The sequence below is a fragment of the Sphingorhabdus sp. genome, assembly GCF_050921905.1.
Taxonomy (GTDB): Bacteria; Pseudomonadota; Alphaproteobacteria; order Sphingomonadales; family Sphingomonadaceae; genus Sphingorhabdus_B.
Map to the genome: position 1 here is coordinate 444,745 of NZ_CP050888.1, position 21,251 is coordinate 465,995.

A 21,251-nucleotide genomic window follows, 5' to 3' on the forward strand; every position below is an offset into this window, starting at 1 on the left:
TGACAAGCGCACCGAAACCCGCTATGCGGCCCATCATCATGGCAACAGTAATTAAAGCAGCGCCCAAGGTCGGCATGGTATCGCTTGGCTGCCCCAAGGCGCTGGTCGATAGCGAACGGATTCTCACCAAACTGCGTGCAGATGGCTATGGCCTGTCGCCCGATTATGCCGGTGCCGATGTCGTGCTCGTCAATACGTGCGGTTTTCTCGATTCTGCAAAGGAAGAAAGCCTGGAAGCTATTGGCGAGGCTATCGCGGAAAATGGCCGTGTCATCGTGACGGGCTGCATGGGCAACGAAGCCGATGTCATCCGCGCGCGCTTTCCCGATGTGTTAGCGATTACGGGCGCGCATCAATATGAGGCTGTCGTATCGGCGGTCCATGAAGCGGCACCTCCGACGCGTGGTGCATTTGTTGATCTTGTGCCTGAAGGCGGATTGAAGCTCACGCCGCGCCATTACAGCTATTTGAAAATTTCCGAAGGCTGCAACCACAGTTGCGCGTTCTGCATTATTCCGACCCTGCGCGGAAAGCTTGCAAGCCGCCGGATTGACGCTGTGCTGCGTGAGGCGGAGAAGCTTGTTTCCGCTGGCACCAAAGAGCTGTTGGTCATTTCGCAAGACACATCCGCTTATGGGGTGGATACGCGGCATGAACCGCGCGCGTGGAAGGGGCGTCAGGTGCGTGCGCATATGACCGACCTTGCGCGCGAATTGGGCGGCTTGCGCACCAGTGATGGCGTCGCGCCATGGGTCCGGCTGCATTATGTTTACCCTTACCCGCATGTGGATGATGTCATTCCGTTAATGGCTGAAGGGTATTTGACGCCTTATCTCGACATCCCGTTCCAGCATGCGGCACCCAATGTCCTCAAGGCCATGAAACGGCCAGCCAATGAGGCAAAAGTACTTGAACGCATCCGCAAATGGCGCAGTATTGCACCAGACATCGCGATACGTTCGAGTTTTGTTGTCGGCTTTCCTGGCGAAACTGAAGCCGATTTTGAATATCTGCTCGATTGGCTAGAGGAAGCCCAGTTAGATCGTGTCGGCGCGTTCCGCTTTGAACCGGTGGACGGCGCGCAGGCGAACAATCTGCCCAACCCAGTGCCCGAAGCAGTTAAAGAAGAGCGGTTCCAGCGTATCATGGCGAAAACCGCCGCGATCAGCGCCGCCAAGCTTGCGGCAAAGGTTGGCCGCAGCATCCCCGTAATCATAGACGAAATCGGCGACGTGGACGAAGACAACAGCATCGGTGCGACCGGACGGTCGCAGGCCGATGCGCCTGAGATCGACGGCCATGTCTATCTGCGCGATGTCGCACCAACTTTGAAAGCGGGTGATGTCGTGATGGTCAACATTGAAGACGCTGACGAACACGACTTGTTTGGAGTGGTCGCCTGATTATTTGCGCTTTGGCGGTAGGGGAAAGAAGCCCGATGTATGGGCGACATAATCAGCATATTCGGGCCGCGTCTTCTTCATGCCACGTTCCAACAATGGCTTTCCCGACCATCGCGTCAGGGTGAATGTCAAGAATATCGGACCAATGACGCTAATCCATCCGGCCAGCCCTACTTCGCACGCGATGAGCCAGATGCCCCACCATGTGCAGGCATCACCAAAATAATTGGGGTGACGCGTATAGCGCCACAGGCCGGTATTAAGAACCTTGCCCTTATTTGCCGGATTGGCGCGGAATGCGTTAAGCTGCGCATCACCGATGGTTTCAAACAATATGCCGATGATCGCAATGATGGTCCCGAAGAATGCCAACGGGCCCAACACTGAGCGCCCGCCTTCGCTTGCCCAAATCCCAAGTTGCGCGGGTAGGGCGGTTATGAAGAGCAGTGGCGCTTGGGTGAGAAACACCGACAGAAGCGATGTCTTGCTCCAGCTCCAGCCTTTCTTTTCCATGACGCTGCCCATAATTTTCGCGTAGCGTGGGTCTTCGCCATGCGCCCGCCAGCGTGTCCACAGATGGAATGTGAGACGTAAGCCCCACAGGCTGGTCAGACCAAGCAGCAGGTGCGACCGTGCGCCCGGCGCGCTTGACTGCGCCCATGTCGCCCAAGCCAGTAACACCATCCCGAATGCCCAAAAGGCATCGATGAATGACACATCCCGAATTTTGACGGAGTAAGCCCATAAGGCAAGAATCACGGTCAGCAACGCCGCAGCATTGATAAGCATCGTCGAACCAAGATCAGTCATGCATCGTCCCTCGCAAATATCTCTGTCATTCCTTTGGCAGGGTGCTTTGGTTTAACCTTCGCGTAGATTTCTGCAACCTTTGCCATATCGGCTCTATAATCGCCTGTTGGCCAGATGGCAGGCCCAAGCCCGCCGGTTTTGGAACCATAATCCATCATGCCCAATACCAGCGGTACGCCTGCACCCACGGCAATGTGGTAGAATCCAGTTTTCCAAGCCTTGACGGTGCCCCGCGTCCCTTCTGGCGCGATGGTCAGCATGAATTCGTCGCGACGGCCGAATTCATCGATCATCTGCTGCACATAATTGCGGTTTGAACTGCGGTCGACAGGAACGCCGCCCATATCGAGCATGAAGTTGGTAAACGGCCAGCGGAAAAGTGAGGTTTTAGCCATGAAATGTGGCTTAATTCCTAAGTCTTCGGTCAATCCTAAAAAATAGACAAAGTCCCAGTTGCTGGTGTGCGGTGCGGCAATGAGCACGAATTTGCGTGGTTCCGGAACGATGCCATGCGCCCGCCATCCGCCGTGTTTATATATACCGACCAGCGCCCGCCGAAACAGCCGGGACAACCAGCTTGGCTGGCGTTCATTCAACGACATTAAGATATTCCTCCCCCATCGCTCACATAACGCCGTTGCAATGCATTTCAAACGGCTTGTTTCGTAAATACGCAAAGGCTAGGCAACCGGACGCAATAAAAATCAACGCGGGAAAATACATGTCGCAACATGCACACGGTTCAACTCCAGTCATTTCGTCGACAGGATTGTTTACGCCACCGGACACCATCAGCAACGAGGAACTGGTCGCAAGCTTCAACGCCTATGCCGACCGATACAATGCGGCGAACCCTGACGCAGAGCCGCTCGCGCATAGCTCAGTTGAATTTGTCGAGAAGGCCAGCGGGATAAAATCCCGGCATGTGATGGATAAGCGTGCCATCGTCGATCCCGACATCATGGAGCCACGTTACCCCGAACGGCCAAATGACCAGATTTCGTTAATGGCCGAAATCGGCGTGGCGGCATGCCGTGATGCGCTTGAGCGCGCCGGGCGGAGCATCGAAGATGTAGATGCCGTCTTATGCGCTGCATCGAATATGCAGCGTGCTTATCCTGCCATGGCGGTCGAGATCCAACATGATCTTGGTATGCAGCGCGGCTTTGGCTTCGACATGAATGTGGCGTGTTCGTCCGCGACATTTGGTATTCAAACTGCTGCGGACTATATCCGCAGCGGCAACGCGCGCTCGGTATTGGTCGTAAATCCCGAAATTACTTCGGGGCATCTTAATTGGCGCGACCGCGATAGCCACTTCATCTTTGGTGATGTGGCCACAGCAATATTAGTTGAGGCAAAGGATATGGCGCCCGCACAACATTGGGAAATTTTGGGCACGCGGCTGAAAACGCAATTCTCGAACAATATCCGCAACAATTTTGGTTTTCTCAACCGCGCGCATGGGCAAGGCCCAGTCAACCAAAGCGGGCCGCGCAATGACAAGTTATTCGTTCAAGAGGGCAGGAAGGTGTTTAAAGAGGTTGTGCCGATGGTCGGGCAAATGATTGTTGAACATGCCGAAAGCTTGGGCCTATCGGGATCAAATTTGCGCCGATTGTGGCTGCATCAGGCCAATACGGGCATGAACAGGCTGATCGCACAAAAGGTTTTGGGGCATGAAGCAAATGAGGATGAAAGTCCCACAGTGCTTGATACCTATGCCAACACCTCAAGTGCCGGCTCGATCATTGCGTTTCACAAGCATAATGAAGACCTCACTGCGGGGGATATTGGCTTAATATGCTCGTTCGGCGCGGGATATTCTGCGGGCTCGGTATTCGTGCGGAAAGTGGCTTAATCCATTGGGCTGCGGATTTACGAGGTAAACCCGGTTGCCAGTTGACGTCAGCTAATAGTTCTTTGCGCAATCCGGTCTGTGATGGGCCGGTCTGTGATGGGTTGTTCAAGTCATTTTTCTTTCACGTAAGCGCGCTGGCGGCGGTTTTATGCCCGTTAGTCGAGTATCAACGCCAGCAAAATGTAAATCAATACCGGCGAACCAAAGCCGACAACCGTTGCAACGGCGAAGATCAAACGAATGATCATGGCATCCATGCCAGTCCAGTTTGCCAGGCCAGCGCAAACGCCAAGAATTTTCTTGTTGGCTTTATCAAGTGTTAAACGTGCCATTAAATTGCTCCCTAATTCCAAAACGCGGGTTTATGTTATGCTATGAATGCTGCGGCGGGCGCAACTGCAGGTGCCACGCTGATGCCGATGGTGATGAATGCGCAGATGACTGCTGCGAAAGCCGATAAAACTTGTGTGCGTGCATATTGTGTCATGTTGATTTCCTTTTCGATGTCCCGGACCATTCCGGCTATGCGAACTACGTTGCACGGCCTATGCCAAAATGAATATATATTTTTAAATCAGTATTTTATGTCATTTTTGGACAATTACAATATTGGAATAAATTCACATATTGGGAAATAATGCTAATATTTGGTAGTAGAAGATTGCCAATAGCCGCTTGACCAAAAGCGGCCATACTATAGCAGACGCATGATATGACGCTGTCGCGACTAACCCTGAATGATTTTCGAAATCATGCTGCGCTGGACATCCGGCCAGTGGCACAGTTCATTGCACTTCACGGGTCAAATGGCGCGGGTAAGACCAATGTTTTGGAGGCAGTTTCGCTGTTGGTGCCAGGCCGAGGTCTTCGCCGAGCGGCCATGTCTGACATGGTGCGCAACGAGGGCAGCGGCGGCTTTGCTATCGTTGCGCACGCCGGTGGCAACGTGATTGGCACGGGCGTCAGCGCAGAGCAGCCTGAACGGCGCAAGGTACGGGTGAACGAGAGCAATGCTGCGATAAACAGCCTTGCCGAATGGCTGTCGGTTATCTGGCTAACCCCGGCGATGGACCGCTTGTTTGCGGATGGCGCAGCCGCGCGACGGCGGTTTCTGGATCGCTTGGTATTGGCGATAGACCCGAGCCACGCGCGGCACAGCAGTCGATATGAAAAGGCCATGCAACAACGCAACCGGCTTTTGGCGGGCGGTGTTGCCGCCGACCCACTTTGGTTAGATGCGCTTGAGGGGCAGATGGCGGAGAGCGGAAACTTTATTCAGGCGGCCCGAGCTTGGGTCATTGAGGCGTTAAGTACACAATTGCTAACGACAACGTCCGGACCATTTGCCACGCCGCAAATCAAATTGGTCGATAAGGTTGCAACTGTAGATGGCGATCTTGCGTCTGCATGGCGCAAGGGACGTAACCGTGACGCGGCTGCCGGGCGCACTTTGCTTGGCCCGCATCGCGCCGATCTCGAAGTATTGCACAGCGCCTCAGGGCGGGTCGCTGAGCAATGTTCTACAGGAGAGCAGAAGGCATTGCTGCTTTCCCTCATCCTCGCGCATGCGGCGCTTGTAACGGCGCAACGCGATGCCCCGCCAATCTTGTTGTTGGATGAGGTCGCGGCGCATCTCGATCCGTCAAGACGCGCTTCGTTATTTGGGTTGTTGGCAGATACTAAGGCGCAAGTCTGGATGACCGGAACTGAACCCGAATTGTTTAAGGATATTGGGCCATCAGCCCAGTTGTTGCCAATCGGCCAGATTTAGTAAGTCCCCAGCCTAGCGGGCTTTGCTGGACTTTTTAACAGCACTCTTCTTTGGCGGCTTGGGCTTGGCAGACTTAGGTGGCGCAGGCGTCACTTCAAATACCGGCTGGTCGTTCTTGATGCGTACAGCAACTTCGCCGCCATGAATGAGTTTGCCAAACAACAGCTCTTCGGCCAGCGGCTGCTTGATCTTTTCCTGGATAACACGACCCATCGGGCGCGCGCCGTAAAGTCTGTCATAGCCCCGCTCGGTCAACCAGGCCCGTGCTTCATCATCAAGCTTGATGTGGACATTTTGGTCGGCAAGCTGCAGTTCCAATTGCAGTATGAACTTGTCAACGACGCGCGCGACGACTTCGGTCGGCAGATAACTGAATGGCACCGTCGCATCGAGGCGATTGCGAAATTCCGGCGCAAACATCTTCTTCACGGCCTCATCGCCAGCATCTTCTTTGCTGATATTGTTGCCAAAACCGATGCCTTCTTTCGCCATATCGCTGGCGCCCGCGTTGGTTGTCATGATCAAAATGACATTACGGAAGTCGACTGTCTTGCCGTGATGGTCGGTCAGACGGCCATTGTCCATGACTTGCAACAAGATGTTAAACAGGTCCGGATGCGCCTTTTCGATTTCGTCGAGTAACAATACGCTGTGCGGACTTTGATCGACGGCATCGGTCAAAAGTCCGCCCTGGTCAAAGCCTACATAGCCGGGAGGCGCACCAATCAGACGGCTGACGCTGTGGCGCTCCATATATTCCGACATGTCAAACCGCTTGAGCGGAATGCCAAGGATAGACGCCAATTGCCGCGCGACTTCGGTTTTACCGACACCGGTCGGGCCACTGAACAAATAGCTGCCGATTGGCTTTTCGGTATCGCGCAGGCCGGCACGGCTGAGCTTGATGGCGCTCGCCAACACTTCAATCGCCTTGTCTTGCCCGAACACCACGCGCTTGAGATCTGCCTCAAGCGTGCCAAGCGCAGTCTTGTCATCGGTCGAAACCTGCTTTGGCGGGATGCGAGCAATTGTGGCGATAACTGCTTCGATTTCGCGGGCTGTGATCAGTTTGCGGCGTTTTGACGGGGCAACAAGCATCTGCATGGCACCAACTTCGTCAATGACGTCGATGGCCTTGTCTGGCTGCTTACGGTCATTAATGTAGCGTGAGGACAACTCCACTGCGGCCTTGATGGCATCGGGGGTGTATTTAACTTTGTGATGCTCTTCAAATGCGCTGCGCAAGCCCGCAAGGATTTTGATCGTGTCCTCAATGCTTGGCTCGTTGACGTCAATCTTTTGGAACCGGCGCAGCAATGCGCGGTCCTTTTCGAAATGGTTCCGGAATTCCTTGTAAGTGGTCGAACCGATGCAACGGATGGTCCCGCCTGACAACGCGGGCTTTAGCAAGTTCGATGCGTCCATCGCCCCGCCGCTTGTTGCGCCCGCGCCGATGACCGTGTGGATTTCGTCGATGAACAGGATTGCATCCGGAAGCTTTTCCAGTTCGGACACAACTGCCTTTAAGCGCTCTTCAAAGTCACCGCGATACCGCGTTCCAGCCAGCAACGCGCCCATGTCGAGCGAATAGATCACTGCTGGTAACAGAACCTCAGGCACCTGCTTTTCCACGATGCGTCGGGCAAGGCCTTCTGCAATCGCTGTTTTCCCAACGCCCGGCTCGCCCACATAAAGGGGGTTATTTTTAGACCGGCGGCATAAAATTTGGACGGTACGGTCAACTTCGGCCGTTCGCCCGATCAGGGGATCAATGCGGCCCTGCTTGGCTTTTTCATTCAGATTGACGGTGAACTGATCCAGCGCACCTTCTTTCTTGTCCTTTTTCGCCTTTGCGTCTTCTGGCTCTTCGTTTTTCAGATCAGCGTCGGCACCTGGCCGAGGTTCGGCTAGCTTGCCGTCCTTGCCAATGCCGTGACTAATATAAGATACTGCATCTAGCCTGCTCATATCCTGTTGTTGCAAGAAGTATACGGCATAGCTTTCGCGTTCCGAGAACAAAGCGACGAGGACATTTGCCCCGGTTACGACGTCTTTGCCGGAACTTTGGACATGCAGAATTGCGCGTTGAACAACGCGCTGGAAACCACTTGTCGGCGATGGGTCAACCTTGCCCTCCACGCGCAGGCTTTCCAGCTCTGTATCCAAATATGTAATGATGATGTCCGAAAGTTCGCCGAGATCGACACCGCAAGCCTGCATGACTTTCGCGGCGTCCGCATCGTCAATGAGCGCCAGCAGGAGATGCTCCAGCGTTGCATATTCATGCGCGCGGTCGCCAGCATGCTTCAATGCGTTATGAAGAGTGGTTTCCAGCGACTCTGCAAATGATGGCATAACTTCGTCTCCCTAAAATGAGTCGCTGCGCGGTCTACACACTATATCGGCGCGGCCTTCGGTGCTTTCAAGCGTGATAAGACAGATAACGGTTTGGGTTCCCGCTTTCTTAGTGTCAGGACCATTTAACATTGGCCCGCGATGAGTCACTTCTTGAACAACGCGTCGGCAACGCTTCTGTGCTTGTTTGCAAAGGTAATTTTGGCTTCGCAGCGCGTGATTTCGACCTTTAGCGCAGCGATCCGTAACTCAAGTTCGGCTACAGACAGGGCATCAATATCCTGCTTGACAAGATTGGCCACAGGATCGTCGCGCCGGCGCGGCAGATTTTCGTCAATATCCATAACGCATATTTTACCGATGGGCAGTTGCTGTCAATATGAAGCTTGCCTAAGTGGTCCTGACCCTAGAAGGCCGTCCATTCAAAAGGGATAACTCAGTAATGCTACAGTTACCGGATATAATGACCGTAATCGAAATTTCGTCGCCAGGCGGGCCCGAAGTGCTTGTCGCTTCGCGTCGGCCGCTGCCCGTTCCAGCCGTGGGCGAGGTGTTGTTGAAAGTCGCTTATGCGGGCGTCAACCGGCCTGACGTTATCCAGCGCAAGGGGCTTTATCCCGCGCCTCCGGGCGCAAGTGATCTGCCCGGGCTTGAAGTGTCGGGAATAATCGTCGCCGTGGGTGATGATGTCGACCCGACTAATGTCGGTGCCCGTTACTGCGCCTTAGTATCTGGCGGTGGGTATGCCGAATATTGCCTTGCACGGATGGAACTGTGCTTGCCGGTTCCAGCGGGCATGGACATGGCCGAAGCGGCTGCTTTGCCTGAAACATTGTTCACCGTATGGCATAATGTGTTTGAGCGGGGCTATGCTTCTCCTGGCGAGACCGTGCTTATTCACGGTGGGACCAGCGGAATTGGCACCATGGCGATCAAGCTGGGCAAGCTTTTCGGCCTGACTGTGATTGTGACCTGCGGCTCTGACGACAAATGCGAAGCAGCGCAAAAAATCGGCGCGGATCAAGCCATCAACTATAACAGTTCCGACTTTGTCGAACGTGTGAAGGCGCTCACAAGTGGCGAGGGCGTTCACCTGGTGCTTGATATGGTCGCAGGGAATTACGTGGCGCGAAACCTGCAGTGCTTGCGTGAAGATGGGCGGCATGTCACCATCGCGGTGCAAGGTGGGATGACAGCAGAAATCAACATGGCTTTTGTCATGTCTCGCCGCCTGACGCTGACAGGGTCAACGCTGCGCCCTCGAACCCCCACGTTTAAGGCGATGCTTGCCCAGGAAATATCTGCAACCGTTTGGCCACTGGTCTGTGATGGTGCGTTGCGTCCGGAAATAGACAAGATCTTTCCTTTGGCCGAAGCCGCGGATGCGCATGCCTATATGGAATCCGGCGCGCATGTCGGGAAGATCATGTTAGCGGTTTCGCCGCCACGCCATCCAGCCAGATTTTGACATCATTAGCGCTCTTCTGAGGAATCTCCTCCATCGGGATGTGGCCGACATTGGGGTAAATGACCAGCTTCGCCTGCGGCATGGCTTCAGCGAACCATTTGGCCGAGCTGACGGGGATTAAATTATCTTCTGCGCCCCATAAGATCAAAACTGGCACCTTAATAGCCGAGAGCCGTTCTTTTGTGCCAGGTGACATGCTCTTGGGACTTGAAAACCGCTGCATGGTTGCGGCGCGGTTGCCGGGATAGCGGTTTAATTCCCAGTATCTATCAACGAGCTTGTCGTCGATTTTGGATTGAACGCTCATGGACGTTTTAATGCTGGATTGAAAAATGCTGCGGGGGGCAATGAAGCGAACGGCCTCTTTTATCACCGGCATACGCATCAGCCGGAATCCAAGTGGCATTTCTCCGGACCTTGCATGTGGCTGCCCACTGGCATCAACCAACAACAAAGCTTCGACCTTCTCCGGATGCTCCAATGCATATAACCACGACACCCCGCCGCCCATCGAATTGCCACCGATCACTGCCTTATCAACATTCAGTTTGGCCAATAAACGGTCAACGACGCTAACATAAGATGCATTGTCGTAGATGCCTGCGGGGTTATTTCCAGTCAGGCCATGTCCAGGAAGATCAAGCGAAATAACGCGATAGTTTTTGCCCAAAATCGCAACCCACTGCTCCCATGTATGGAGCGATGCGTTTGAGCCGTGAATAAGAACGAGCGGTTGTCCGTCCGGCTTTCCTTCGTCGCGATAATGCACGCGCAGGCCAGGCTCCAATTCGGCAAAGCGCGAAGCGGAGTTACTATATTTGCGCTCCATCTGGGCGGCCTGTGTGTCAGGCGCATAGCCCCAGAAAAACAGCGCAGCCAGGGCGGCAAGCAACAAAATGAATAGCCATTTGATCAAACGTAGCATTTCTTCCCCCAATGATTGCTCGGAATGCACGGGTGCTGCGGCGCGTGCAAGTCCAAACGCGCATTGTCGCTTGCCGATATGGCAAACTTCGCCTAATGCTGCCGCACGACATTCAGGCCGCTCCGTAAGGGGCGGCCCTTATTATTGGAGCAAATGAAATGGCCACCCCTTTGATGCCACATGCGACCGCCGCTTGGTTGGTCGACAACACGGGTTTGAGCTTCTCGCAAATCGCCGAGTTCTGCGGTATTCATATCCTTGAAGTGCAGGCCATGGCTGATGACATGACTGGATCGAAATATACCGGACGTGATCCTGTGCACGCCGGCGAACTGGCGATGGAAGAAATTGAAAAGGGTCAGGCAGATGAGGATTATGTCCTCAAAATGTCAAAGGGTCCGGATCAGGTTCGCCGCACAAAAGGCCCGCGGTATACACCAGTATCGAAGCGTCAGGACAAGCCAGATGGCATTGCTTGGTTGTTGCGCAATCACCCTGAAATTTCGGATGGTGCGATCTGCAAATTGATCGGTACGACGCGTAATACAATTGCCGCCATTCGTGAGCGTAGCCACTGGAACATTGCTGAAATTCAGGCGAAGGACCCAGTCACACTTGGTCTGACATCGCAGCGCGAGCTGGATGCGATAGTGAACCGCGCTGCAAAGAAAGCTGGTATCGACAATAAAGCTGCCAACGACGCGCGCCTGGGAACAGATCGTGACGCTTTGATCGAAGAATTGCGCGCAGAACGTACCGAAGCTGCACGTCGCGCAGAGGCTGCGTTGAACGGTGAAGACGAAAATGTTGGCAAGGCAGAATTGACCGCCGACACTTTGTTCAAAAAAGCTGGCGAATAATCGAAACGTGATGATTGCCTTAATCGCTTGATTAAGGCACGGCGGGGGTATGGCAATTTCCACACCCCCCGCATATGACGCATCGCTTGCCGACCATGGTTTTGAAGCAAGAGAGCTTAAGGGGCTAACCTACCCCTTAGGTGAGCACGCCCCGCAATATGGCGAAATTTACCCAATAGCGCCCGATATGGGTTGGACGCGGATGCCCGTGCCCGGCAACTTGGCGCATATCAATCTATGGCTGTTGGATGAGGCGAATGGCGGATATGCCATTGCCGATACCGGCCTGTTCATGCCAGCGACGATTGATCAATGGAAGGCGATGTTTGCAGGCGTGCTGGCCGAGCGCGCACTCAAGCGGATTTTCGTAACGCATTTCCATCCAGACCATGTGGGCTGCGCTGGTTGGTTGGCAAACAAGTTTAAAGTGCCGATCTGGATGAACCGCACCGAATGGCTGATGGCGCGGATGCTTACCAGCGAACAGTTAGAACAGCCGCCCGAGGAAGTCCTAAACAACCGTCGATTTGCCGGCTTTGACGAGGCGCGCATTGAAAAGCTGCGTAAAGCAGGTTGGGGCGGCTTTGCGCGCGCGGTGTCGCGGTTGCCAACGGGACATGTGCGCATGGATGACGGGCAAGTTCTCCGCGTCGGGCGGCGCGACTGGACCGTCATGACTGGCGGTGGGCATACACCTGAGCATGCGAGCCTTGTCGATTTTGATAACAATATGATTATCGCCGGCGACCAGATTTTGCCGCGCATCACATCGAACGTATCGGTCATGGACAGCGAGCCGGAGGCTGATCCGCTGGGTGAATGGCTGGCGTCCATTGCGAAATTCCGTGCGGCTTTGCCCGCAGATATGTTGGTGCTGCCTGCGCATGGGGAGCCATTTACCGGTGTGCATGTCCGTTTGGACAAGCTTGCCTCGGGACATCATGAACGGCTTGATAAGCTTGAGCGCGAATTGCGTACCACCGAAATGCGGGCCGTCGATACTTTCAGCCTTTTATTCGACCGTGAAATTGATGACACCGTGTATGGCTTAGCTACGGGTGAGGCGCAGGCACATCTGCGGCATTTGCATTTTGCCGGACGGATAAAATGTGAAATTCGCGATGGCGTTGGTTGGTATCACGCGGCATAATGTCTGCATGACACAGAGCATTTGGAACGACCATTATTTTCATCCTGCCAAATGGGAGCAGCAGTTTCCTGCATTGGCACTGCATGACATGTTTTTTCAATCGGCAGAGCGCATGGGCCGCGCTGCAATGGCCGACTTCATGGGCCGCAAATATAGCTATGCCGAGATCGCTGCCATGGTTCGGCGCGTAGCCCGCGGGTTGCAGGACAAAGGCATTGGCAAGGGTGACCATATTGGCCTGTTCCTGCCCAATGTGCCGCAGTATATTGCGGCTTATTATGGCGCCTTGGCAGCGGGGGCCACGGTCGTGAATTTTTCGCCGCTCTACACCGTTGATGAACTCGCGCATCAGGTCGCCGACAGCGGCACTTCCATTTTGTTCACGGTCTCTGCGGCGGCGCTTCTGCCCACGGCGATGAAGGTGCTCGACAATAGCAGCCTGAAAGAATTGATCGTAGGAAGCGTTTCTGAAGCTTTGCCAAAGGCGAAAAGCTGGGCTTACCGTCTGTTCAAACGCGGCGAGATTGCGGCGATACCCTCTGATAGCCGCGTGTCAACTTTTGCCCATCTGGTCGCAAATGATGGCGATTATGCGATTCAGCCATGCGCACCCGAAAAAGATATTGCGCAGTTGCAATATACGGGCGGCACTACCGGCACCCCCAAAGGCGCAATGTTAAGTCATCAGAATATCACGGCCAATGCGCGACAGATTAACATGCTTGATCCGCACAGCAGAATGAATCATCCTGATGGACCATTGGACGATCGTATCCTTGGTGTCCTGCCGTTTTTCCATGTCTTCGCAAATGCAACTGTCCTCAATCGCACAGTTGCCAATGGTGGTGAAATTGTCATGTTGCCCCGATTTGAGGCAAAGGCGGCTTTGGCGGCGATTGCCTGCGCAAAGGTAACTTCGCTTCCTGGCGTGCCGACCATGTATCAAGCCTTACTGGATTGCCCGGACCTTGCAAAGACCGATTTCAGCAGCCTTCGCGCCTGTATTTCGGGCGGCGCGCCCTTGGCCGGTGAACTAAAAAAGCGGTTTGAGGCGGCGACTGGGGCCGTCGTTATCGAAGGCTATGGCTTAACCGAAAGCTCAGGCGTGGTCTCGTGCAACCCCTATGAGGGCATGAACAAGATTGGCAGCATCGGGCAACCTGTCCCTGGAACCGATGTCCGGCTTGTTGACAAGGAGGACCCGGCTAAGCCCGCTCTACCCGGCGAACCCGGCGAGCTTATATTTTCTGGTCCACAGGTTATGTGCGGATATTGGAAGCGGCCAGAGGCGGATGCAGAAGTGTTTCTCGGCAAATATCTGCGCACAGGCGACGTCGCGACGATTGACGAAGATGGCTTTATATTCATCGTTGACCGGTTGAAGGATATGATCGCCGTTGGCGGGTTTAAGGTGTTCCCAAGCCAAGTTGAAGATGTGCTTTACCAACATCCTGCGGTCAAGGAAGCGCTCGTCATTGGCGTTGCTGATGCGTATCTGGGCGAAATTCCGCGCGCCTTTGTGACATTGTCCAATGGTGCGACCGAAGATGGCGCGGCGCTTGCGGCGTGGCTCAACCCGAAATTGGGTAAACATGAACGCGTTCAGGGTGTCACGATCATGGATGTCTTGCCAAAAACAATGATCGGCAAGCTTGACCGCAAAGCGTTGCGGATGTCGCTGGGTTCGTAGGCGTTGGTCTGCGATGGAAGGGGATATTGCTCTCATCCGCAAGATAATCCATGTCGACATGGATGCATTTTACGCCAGTGTTGAGCAGCGGGATAACCCTGACCTGCGCGGAAAGCCTGTCGCCGTAGGTGGTTCATCCAAGCGTGGTGTAGTTGCTGCGGCAAGCTATGAAGCGCGCGCGTTCGGTGTACGCTCGGCCATGCCTTCGGTCACGGCGCAAAGGCAATGCCCCGACCTGATTTTCGTCAAACCACGGTTTGAGGCCTACAAAGCGGTATCCCGGCAAATTCGTGAAATATTCGCGCGGCACACCGACCTCATTCAACCGCTGTCGTTGGATGAGGCCTATCTTGATGTCACTCATGACAAGCAGGGCATCGGGTCAGCTGTCAAGATTGCCAAGGCTATCCGCGCGGCCATCCGCGACGAGACGGGCCTTACCGCGAGCGCTGGTGTAAGCTATAACAAGTTCATTGCAAAGCTGGCCAGCGACCAGAATAAGCCCAATGGAATGTGCGTCATTTTGCCGGATCAAGGCCCGGAATTTGTAGCTAGCCTTCCGGTCCGCCGATTTCACGGTGTCGGGCCGCGCACCGCTGAGAAGATGGCAAAGCTTGGCGTAAATACGGGCGCAGACCTTTCGCGCAAGGATGAGGCGTGGCTGGCGCAGCATTTTGGCAGTTGGGGCGGCTATCTTTTCTGGGCCGCGCGCGGAATTGACCACCGTCCTGTCAACGCAAATTCCGTGCGCAAATCTATCGGGGCGGAAAGCACCTATTTCAAAGACAAAAGCAGTGAGCCAGAATTGCGCGATGCATTGGAAGAAATAGTCGATATCGTTTGGGACCGCATTGACCGGTATCAGGCAGAGGGCCGGACATTAGTATTGAAGGTGCGCTATTCGGATTTCCGGACGATTACGCGCTCCCGAACCGTTGGCCAGGCCTTGTCGGATCGTGCGACCATCGCGCAAGTTGGGCATGCGTTGCTTGATCAAATTTTACCGGCCGAAACGGGGGTCCGACTTCTTGGGCTGACACTTTCCGGTCTGGTAGAACATAATGAAATCGCTCAAGGCACAACGCCGCAAGGACAATTTACATTTGATTGATTGAAAATTGAAATATTTTGTTATATATCATAAAACTGTTATACTAATGCAATACAGGATGTGAGATGGCGCGCCCGCAGACAGACATTGATGCTGGAAGAACTGCATTGTTGGAGGTTGTTGATGACTTGGTCCGCAAGCGCGGGGCGGTAGATATCTCAATGACAGATCTGGCGGCTGCGGCTGGCATGTCGCCATCCAATCTATATCGTTTTTTCGACAATAAAGAAGCGTTGCTTGAGGCTGTGGCCGAACGTTTTTTTGCCGAAAAAATCCGGATAATGGTTGAGGTAACCGAATCCGACTTGCCTGTTCAGGAAAAGATGTACCAATATTTTGCGCGGCGTTACCTTGCGATGGTTGAGCAATATGAGGCCGAGCCAGACCTGCTGAAAAGTTACCTCGAAATTGGCCAACAATATTTTGAGGTTATCCGCGGCTATGTTGATCTGGGAGATCATTATCTCTCCCTGATTGTCGCAGAAGCAATGGAGCAGGGCTATTTTGAAGGCCTCTCGATTGATGAGGCCGTGTCATTAATAAACCAGATGGTGCAATGCTACACAAACCCGGATGCGCTTTTTACGATTGGCATGGTTAAGTTGAGGGTGGAGAAGCTTGCAACGATTGTTGAGACAATTTTTCGTGGGCTAGGCAAAAACACAACCGTGGAAACGCGCGGTCATCCCCATATCAGAATCGTTTCGTAAACCCAGCTAGATCCGCGCCACCTCTTTAGCGCATAATCACTTTTACAATGTCACAGCGCTGATTTAAGCACATGATTAAATCGGCAGAGAGGGAGCGTATCATGCTTGTAGACAATGCGATGTTTCCATCAATGGAGCAGGCTTCGTCATTTTTCGGCGGTCCAGAGAACGGGCCCTTTGCCATGGTCAATTTGCTGAAGTTTAAAGACAAAGCGGAATATGCTGATGGCAGCGATTCCGATCTGTCGGGTGCTGAGGCTTATGCCCGCTACGGTAAGGCTATTCAGGCCTGCTTGGCTGCCGTCGGTGGCCGCCAAATTTATGCCGGCTCAGTTACCGGGATGATGATCGGTGAAGTTGAGGATCTATGGGACATGGTCGCTTTGGTCGAATATCCGTCACTCGCGGCGATGCAGAAAATGGTGTCTTCGCCTGAATATCAAGCCATTGAGTCCCACCGCAAAGCTGGGCTTGCCGGCCAGTTAAACATCCGCACCAGCCAGATTGGACGTTGATATGAAGCCCATGAAGAACCGCATGACCGACCTGCTCGGCGTCGAATATCCAATCATTCAGGCGCCAATGGGGTGGATTGCGCGGGCGCAACTGGCATCGGCGGTATCGAACGCGGGTGGTCTTGGCATCATCGAAACATCTTCGGGACAGTTGGATGAAGTGCGCGCCGAAATCATCAAGATGCGCGAACTTACTGATAAGCCCTTCGGTGTGAACATCGCACAAGCCTTTGTGCGTGATCCTGGCATCGTAGATTTTGTCGTCGACCAAGGCATCAAGTTTGTCACCACATCGGCGGGCGACCCTAACAAATATTGCGGTCCATTAAAGGCGGCGGGTTTAACCGTATTCCATGTGGTGCCCACATTGGCCGGTGCATTGAAGGCCATTGATGCCGGCGTTGACGGCCTTGTGGTTGAAGGCGGCGAAGGCGGAGGTTTCAAAAATCCAAAGGACGTCGCGCTGATGGTCCTGCTGCCGCTCATCCGGAGCAAAGTTGACGTGCCTATTGTGGCCGCTGGCGGAATCGTCTGCGGACGGACAATGGTAGCCGCATTCGCTCTTGGCGCAGAGGCTGTGCAAATGGGCACACGGATGGTCAGCGCTGCGGAATCACCTGTTCATCATAACTGGAAAGACGCCATCATCAACGCGAAGGAGACCGATACGCTGTTCCTTAACCGCCACGGGCCTGGGCCAGCATTGCGCGCCTTGCGCACCGAACGAACAACAAAGCTGGACGTTGAGCCAACGGACAATATCATGGCCGAAATGCGCGGGGTGCTTGATTTGTATTTCGGCGGTGACATGGAGGCTGCGATAGCGCTTTCCGGGCAAGTGGCCGGACGCATTGATGCGGTGAAACCCGCTAAACAAATAATCAATGAGGTGATGGAGGAGTTTTATTCTGTCATGAATGATTTGCGACGTGACTATCTTTAGGATTTGACTTGGACCGGGTCCTTGAAGAGTTTCTGAGTGATCCTGCGGCGGATGTTTCGGCGCTACACGATGTTGCGCGGATCAAGGCCATATTGGAGCAATACGGGCGTGAAGGCCGAGCGATCAGTTACTCCGAGCTTTTGCTGAACCTTGGCTTCCGCTTCACGCGGCCTAAAATGCGCGCGGTATGCAAAACGCTGGATAAGATAGACCAGATCACCGCCGAAGACGGCGCACCTGCGCTCGCGGTGCTTGTGGTGCGTGAAGGTGACGGCTTGCCCGGGCAGGGCTGGTGGACAGGGCGGACCGATTATCAGGGTCAATGGACAGGGCCACAAGCGCATGCCCATATCCGAAAGCTTCAGGACGATGTGTTCGCATATTGGCAAGACAGACCACTTTGAATATCTCTGCGCGAACCAAATAAAACAGGAATAATCATGCAACAGGCAATAGATTTCTTGGACGAAAGCAAGGCGTTATGCGCGCTGCTGACGCCGATTTCCGAAGCAGAGTTTGAAATGCCAACCCAGTTCAAGGGTTGGACCATCAACAACATAATCCGCCATTTGCATGTCTGGAATATCGCCGTCGATTTATCCTTGCAAGACGAGGCCGCGTTTGGCGCGTTTGTCGCCGCGATGATGGCTGGCGTTCGTGGGGGTAAGCTGCCTGAGTTTGAGGCAGGCTATCTGGATGGCCTTTCGGGCCATGCATTGCGAAATGCTTGGATTGCGCGCGCGGGAACTACCGCCGATGCATTTGCAAGCGCCGATCCCAAGCTTCGTCTCAAATGGGTTGGCCCTGATATGAGCGCGCTAAGTTCAATCACTGCGCGGTTGATGGAAACTTGGGCACATGGGCAGGCCGTATACGATGTGCTTGGCATGGAACGGCAGGACACTGACCGGATTGGAAATATCGTACGCCTTGGCGTGAACACGTGGGGCTTCACATGGAAAAATCGCCGCATCGAGCCACCGGGCCAGATGCCGAAATTGCGCCTGTCCGCTCCATCCGGCGCGGTGTGGGAATATGGCGCGTCTTGCGAGAGTGGCGTGATTTCCGGCAGCGCGACAGAATTTTGTCAGGTCGTCACCCAATGCCGCAACATTGCGGACACTGCGCTTGAAGTCACAGGCGAAGTCGCGCATCAATGGATGGCAGTCGCGCAATGCTTCGCTGGGCCGCCACAGGACCCGCCGATAAAAGGCACACGGCATCGCGCCGATAAGGGAGTTTGAGTATCATGAAGAAGGTCGTTTTTGTCTCCGTAGGTGCCTTGTTGCTGGCGACTTCGTCCCTGGCAGCACAGCCCGCCGATGTTGTTACAGTAATCCATGCTGGAAAGCTGCTCGACAAGCCCGGCAGCCCGCCACGTGGCCCATCCACCGTGATTATTCGCAACGGCAAAATCGCCGAAATTTTGCCTGGCCATCAACAGGGACCAGCAGGCGCGACGCTGATTGATCTGAAAGACAAATTTGTTCTCCCGGGCTTAATTGACAGCCATGTGCATCTGGATAGCGACGCTGGCGGTAATGCAGCGTTGATTGAGGCCGTTACCGACAGCCCGGCCCGCGCCGCCTATCGCGCTGCGGGTAATGCGAAGAAAACGTTGATGGCTGGCTTTACTACAGTGCGCAACTTGGGCGATGGCACTGGCGCAACCTTGGCACTGCGCGATGCGGTTGCGGCGGGCGAACTCCCTGGTCCACGGATCATCGACGCTGGCCGCTCGATCTCAACGACCAGCGGGCATATGGACGCAACGCTATCGGTCTCCGAAGACCTACATGATAGCATCGGTCAGGAAAATCTTTGTGATGGCGTTGAAAGTTGCCGTCAGGCGATACGCAAACAAGTCCGGCGCGGCGTGGACGTCATCAAGATCGCAACGACAGGCGGTGTGAACAGCCGCATTGGCGCTGGACTTGGACGGCAATTATTCGATGACGAGGTGAAGGCGTTAGTTGATACCGCGCATCTTTACGGCAAGAAAGTTGCCGTGCATGCCCATGGCGACGACGGCGTCAACATCGCCTTAGCCGCAGGCGCGGACTCGATTGAGCACGGCACCATGATGACCGACGAGAGCATTAAATTGTTCAAGGCGGCGGGTGCATATTATGTGCCGACGCTGTCTACGGTAAATGGCTATCTTGAGCGGCTTGCCGCAAACCCCAATGCCTATCCGCCCGACGTGCTGGCGAAAGTGCAATGGCGGATTGGTGTGACCGGCAAGAGTCTTGCCAAGGCCTATCCCGCAGGCGTAAAAATTGCGTTTGGCACAGATGCCGGTGTTTCCAAACATGGCCGGAATGCAGACGAGTTTGAATTAATGGTCAAGCATGGCATGCCCGCTAGCGCCGCCATTCAGGCCGCGACAATGAATGCAGCGACCTTATTGGGCGTTGAAAAAGAAGTTGGCTCGTTGGAACCCGGTAAAGCGGCAGATTTGATCGCCGTAGCAGGTGACCCCATAGCGGACATCACTATTTTGAAAACGGTGCGTTTTGTTATGAAGGACGGACGGGTTTTTAAGGCTGAATGATGATTCCCTTTTGCGGATCGGTCCGGCCTTGAAGGGTTTCCAGAAAGGCGGTTGCGGCAGCCTCTAATCCCGCATGGGTCTCAATTTCCACGATACCCTCGGCTGCGGTTAGGAAGCTTTTCCAACTGCGGCCGATGGCTTCGCCAAAGCCCTTTGGTCCCAGTTCCTGAATCGTTGCAACGGCGTGATCGGGTGCGAAGAACAGGATGGGCTTCGGCCCCGGCATTTCGCCGCCACTTGCGCCAGCACTGTTTGGGCCTCGCGCGTCAACATGGGTAGCTCCGACCAAGCAGCTATATTTTAAATGGCTTGCCAATGTTTCGTGAACGCTACGAAGCAGGCGCGAGTTGCCTGCAAAATCGACGCATACCGAAGCGGTCTTGGGCAGGGTGTCGACTGCATCATAGGCCATGACTTCGTCGTACAGGCCAGTCCCAATGACAAAGCCCACATTGCCTTTGGAGGTCAGGCCAATACGCTTGATACCCGGCGATAAATCCTTCGCGACGCTCGCAAGGCCCATGGCCGTTTTGGATGAAGCGCTGGTGATGAGCAGGTTTTCTGCCCCAAACCAGCTTTCTCGGCGTAGCATGGCTTCAATGAGGAACCCGGTTTTGAACAAAGGCCCGAATAACATACGCTCTGCTTCTTTTGCGGGGTCATGTTCCGGGTCGGCAGCAAGGCGGCTATATTGGTTATATATGGGGCTCATGGGTTGGCGGTGCGCAGCCATGTCGGTGAAGCCTCCCGCGCTTACCTTGCCGGGTACGACAACAAGATGCGTTCCCATCGGTAAATATCCATAGACCCGCTCACCGACCGCAATATCGGGGCAATGTGATTCTTCAACGACTGCATGGCCCCACATCGGCACGACACCAAAATCCCCATCCGCCGGAAAAAAATTCCAATACCCAAACATGTCACCGATGACGGCGTAAGTGATGTTATTCGCGGTGACGGAGAAGCTTTCGATGCGCAAACGAACTGCATCTTCGCCGAGCGACGGCGATGCCGCTTCATACACCTGCGTCTGCGTCAGCGCTTGTTTGTTTACCCAGATTGTCGATGCCATGTTTTTGGTTCTCCTGCGGTGGGCATAACGGGCGGATGTTATGCATTCAA

The 21,251-nt window shown here is 54.3% G+C and carries 21 protein-coding genes; 14 read left to right on the forward strand and 7 right to left on the reverse strand.

The features are described from left to right. The first annotated feature begins 38 nt into the window (after positions 1 to 38). Positions 39 to 1,403: a 30S ribosomal protein S12 methylthiotransferase RimO gene (gene rimO / locus HEQ18_RS02125; protein ID WP_432815337.1), complete on the forward strand. Its 1,365-nt coding sequence runs from the start codon at positions 39 to 41 to the stop codon at positions 1,401 to 1,403. Here the strand turns inward: rimO and HEQ18_RS02130 are convergent, their stop codons facing one another. After that, positions 1,404 to 2,213 carry a DUF1295 domain-containing protein gene (locus HEQ18_RS02130; protein ID WP_432815338.1) on the reverse strand — a complete coding sequence of 270 codons (810 nt, stop codon included), beginning with the start codon at positions 2,211 to 2,213 and terminating at the stop codon, positions 1,404 to 1,406. Beyond that, positions 2,210 to 2,815: a lysophospholipid acyltransferase family protein gene (locus tag HEQ18_RS02135; protein WP_397605901.1), complete on the reverse strand. Its 606-nt coding sequence runs from the start codon at positions 2,813 to 2,815 to the stop codon at positions 2,210 to 2,212. The genes HEQ18_RS02130 and HEQ18_RS02135 overlap by 4 nt, the downstream gene beginning before the upstream one ends. A 119-nt stretch (positions 2,816 to 2,934) precedes the next feature. On the opposite strand from HEQ18_RS02135, the gene HEQ18_RS02140 reads away from it, so the two are divergent. Beyond that, entirely contained in the window at positions 2,935 to 4,074 is a 1,140-nt protein-coding gene (locus tag HEQ18_RS02140; RefSeq protein ID WP_432815339.1) for a beta-ketoacyl-ACP synthase III, read from the forward strand. Positions 4,075 to 4,229: 155 nt separating this feature from the next. Here HEQ18_RS02140 and HEQ18_RS02145 read toward each other — a convergent pair whose 3' ends face one another. Beyond that, the gene (locus HEQ18_RS02145; RefSeq protein WP_296199519.1) at positions 4,230 to 4,406 is read right to left on the reverse strand and encodes a PspC domain-containing protein; all 177 of its coding nucleotides are present in this window, start codon (positions 4,404 to 4,406) and stop codon (positions 4,230 to 4,232) included. A 380-nt stretch (positions 4,407 to 4,786) separates the two neighbouring features. On the opposite strand from HEQ18_RS02145, the gene recF reads away from it, so the two are divergent. Continuing rightward, the gene (gene recF, locus HEQ18_RS02150; RefSeq protein WP_432815340.1) at positions 4,787 to 5,845 is read left to right on the forward strand and encodes a DNA replication/repair protein RecF; all 1,059 of its coding nucleotides are present in this window, start codon (positions 4,787 to 4,789) and stop codon (positions 5,843 to 5,845) included. Between the two features lie 12 nt (positions 5,846 to 5,857). Here recF and clpA read toward each other — a convergent pair whose 3' ends face one another. Together clpA and HEQ18_RS02160 are read right to left on the reverse strand one after the other, a co-directional pair. After that, complete coding sequence (gene clpA / locus HEQ18_RS02155; RefSeq protein WP_432815341.1) at positions 5,858 to 8,200, reverse strand: ATP-dependent Clp protease ATP-binding subunit ClpA; 2,343 nt, start codon at positions 8,198 to 8,200, stop codon at positions 5,858 to 5,860. Between the two features lie 146 nt (positions 8,201 to 8,346). Continuing rightward, positions 8,347 to 8,544, reverse strand: coding sequence for a DUF1192 domain-containing protein (locus tag HEQ18_RS02160; protein WP_432815342.1), 198 nt, complete (start codon positions 8,542 to 8,544; stop codon positions 8,347 to 8,349). Positions 8,545 to 8,663: 119 nt separating this feature from the next. On the opposite strand from HEQ18_RS02160, the gene HEQ18_RS02165 reads away from it, so the two are divergent. Beyond that, positions 8,664 to 9,668, forward strand: coding sequence for an NAD(P)H-quinone oxidoreductase (locus tag HEQ18_RS02165; RefSeq protein WP_432815343.1), 1,005 nt, complete (start codon positions 8,664 to 8,666; stop codon positions 9,666 to 9,668). On the opposite strand, the gene HEQ18_RS02170 is transcribed toward HEQ18_RS02165, so the two are convergent. Continuing rightward, positions 9,625 to 10,593, reverse strand: coding sequence for an alpha/beta fold hydrolase (locus tag HEQ18_RS02170; RefSeq protein ID WP_432815344.1), 969 nt, complete (start codon positions 10,591 to 10,593; stop codon positions 9,625 to 9,627). The genes HEQ18_RS02165 and HEQ18_RS02170 overlap by 44 nt on opposite strands. Before the next feature lie 158 nt (positions 10,594 to 10,751). Between HEQ18_RS02170 and HEQ18_RS02175 the strand changes: the two genes are divergently transcribed. The 10 genes from HEQ18_RS02175 to HEQ18_RS02220 all read left to right on the forward strand — a co-directional run bounded on the left by HEQ18_RS02175 (position 10,752) and on the right by HEQ18_RS02220 (position 20,126). Then, entirely contained in the window at positions 10,752 to 11,453 is a 702-nt protein-coding gene (locus HEQ18_RS02175; protein WP_397605894.1) for a DUF1013 domain-containing protein, read from the forward strand. Between the two features lie 49 nt (positions 11,454 to 11,502). Continuing rightward, positions 11,503 to 12,603, forward strand: coding sequence for an MBL fold metallo-hydrolase (locus HEQ18_RS02180; RefSeq protein ID WP_432815345.1), 1,101 nt, complete (start codon positions 11,503 to 11,505; stop codon positions 12,601 to 12,603). Positions 12,604 to 12,610: 7 nt separating this feature from the next. Then, complete coding sequence (locus tag HEQ18_RS02185) at positions 12,611 to 14,293, forward strand: AMP-binding protein (protein ID WP_432815942.1); 1,683 nt, start codon at positions 12,611 to 12,613, stop codon at positions 14,291 to 14,293. Positions 14,294 to 14,306: 13 nt separating this feature from the next. Further along, complete coding sequence (gene dinB / locus HEQ18_RS02190) at positions 14,307 to 15,404, forward strand: DNA polymerase IV (RefSeq protein WP_432815346.1); 1,098 nt, start codon at positions 14,307 to 14,309, stop codon at positions 15,402 to 15,404. Between the two features lie 65 nt (positions 15,405 to 15,469). After that, positions 15,470 to 16,114, forward strand: a complete 645-nt coding sequence (locus HEQ18_RS02195) for a TetR/AcrR family transcriptional regulator (protein ID WP_432815347.1) — start codon at positions 15,470 to 15,472, stop codon at positions 16,112 to 16,114. Positions 16,115 to 16,215: 101 nt separating this feature from the next. Continuing rightward, positions 16,216 to 16,629 carry a DUF1330 domain-containing protein gene (locus tag HEQ18_RS02200; protein ID WP_432815348.1) on the forward strand — a complete coding sequence of 138 codons (414 nt, stop codon included), beginning with the start codon at positions 16,216 to 16,218 and terminating at the stop codon, positions 16,627 to 16,629. A 1-nt stretch (position 16,630) separates the two neighbouring features. Next, positions 16,631 to 17,572: an NAD(P)H-dependent flavin oxidoreductase gene (locus tag HEQ18_RS02205; RefSeq protein WP_397605888.1), complete on the forward strand. Its 942-nt coding sequence runs from the start codon at positions 16,631 to 16,633 to the stop codon at positions 17,570 to 17,572. 8 nt (positions 17,573 to 17,580) lie between these two features. After that, a complete protein-coding gene (locus tag HEQ18_RS02210) occupies positions 17,581 to 17,976 on the forward strand; it encodes a ribose-phosphate pyrophosphokinase (protein WP_432815349.1) in 396 nt (131 codons plus the stop codon). Between the two features lie 36 nt (positions 17,977 to 18,012). Beyond that, positions 18,013 to 18,816, forward strand: coding sequence for a TIGR03084 family metal-binding protein (locus HEQ18_RS02215; RefSeq protein WP_432815350.1), 804 nt, complete (start codon positions 18,013 to 18,015; stop codon positions 18,814 to 18,816). Between the two features lie 5 nt (positions 18,817 to 18,821). Then, the gene (locus tag HEQ18_RS02220; protein WP_432815351.1) at positions 18,822 to 20,126 is read left to right on the forward strand and encodes an amidohydrolase family protein; all 1,305 of its coding nucleotides are present in this window, start codon (positions 18,822 to 18,824) and stop codon (positions 20,124 to 20,126) included. Here the strand turns inward: HEQ18_RS02220 and HEQ18_RS02225 are convergent. After that, a complete protein-coding gene (locus HEQ18_RS02225) occupies positions 20,113 to 21,201 on the reverse strand; it encodes a DUF2855 family protein (RefSeq protein ID WP_432815352.1) in 1,089 nt (362 codons plus the stop codon). The genes HEQ18_RS02220 and HEQ18_RS02225 overlap by 14 nt on opposite strands. Positions 21,202 to 21,251 lie beyond the last annotated feature (50 nt).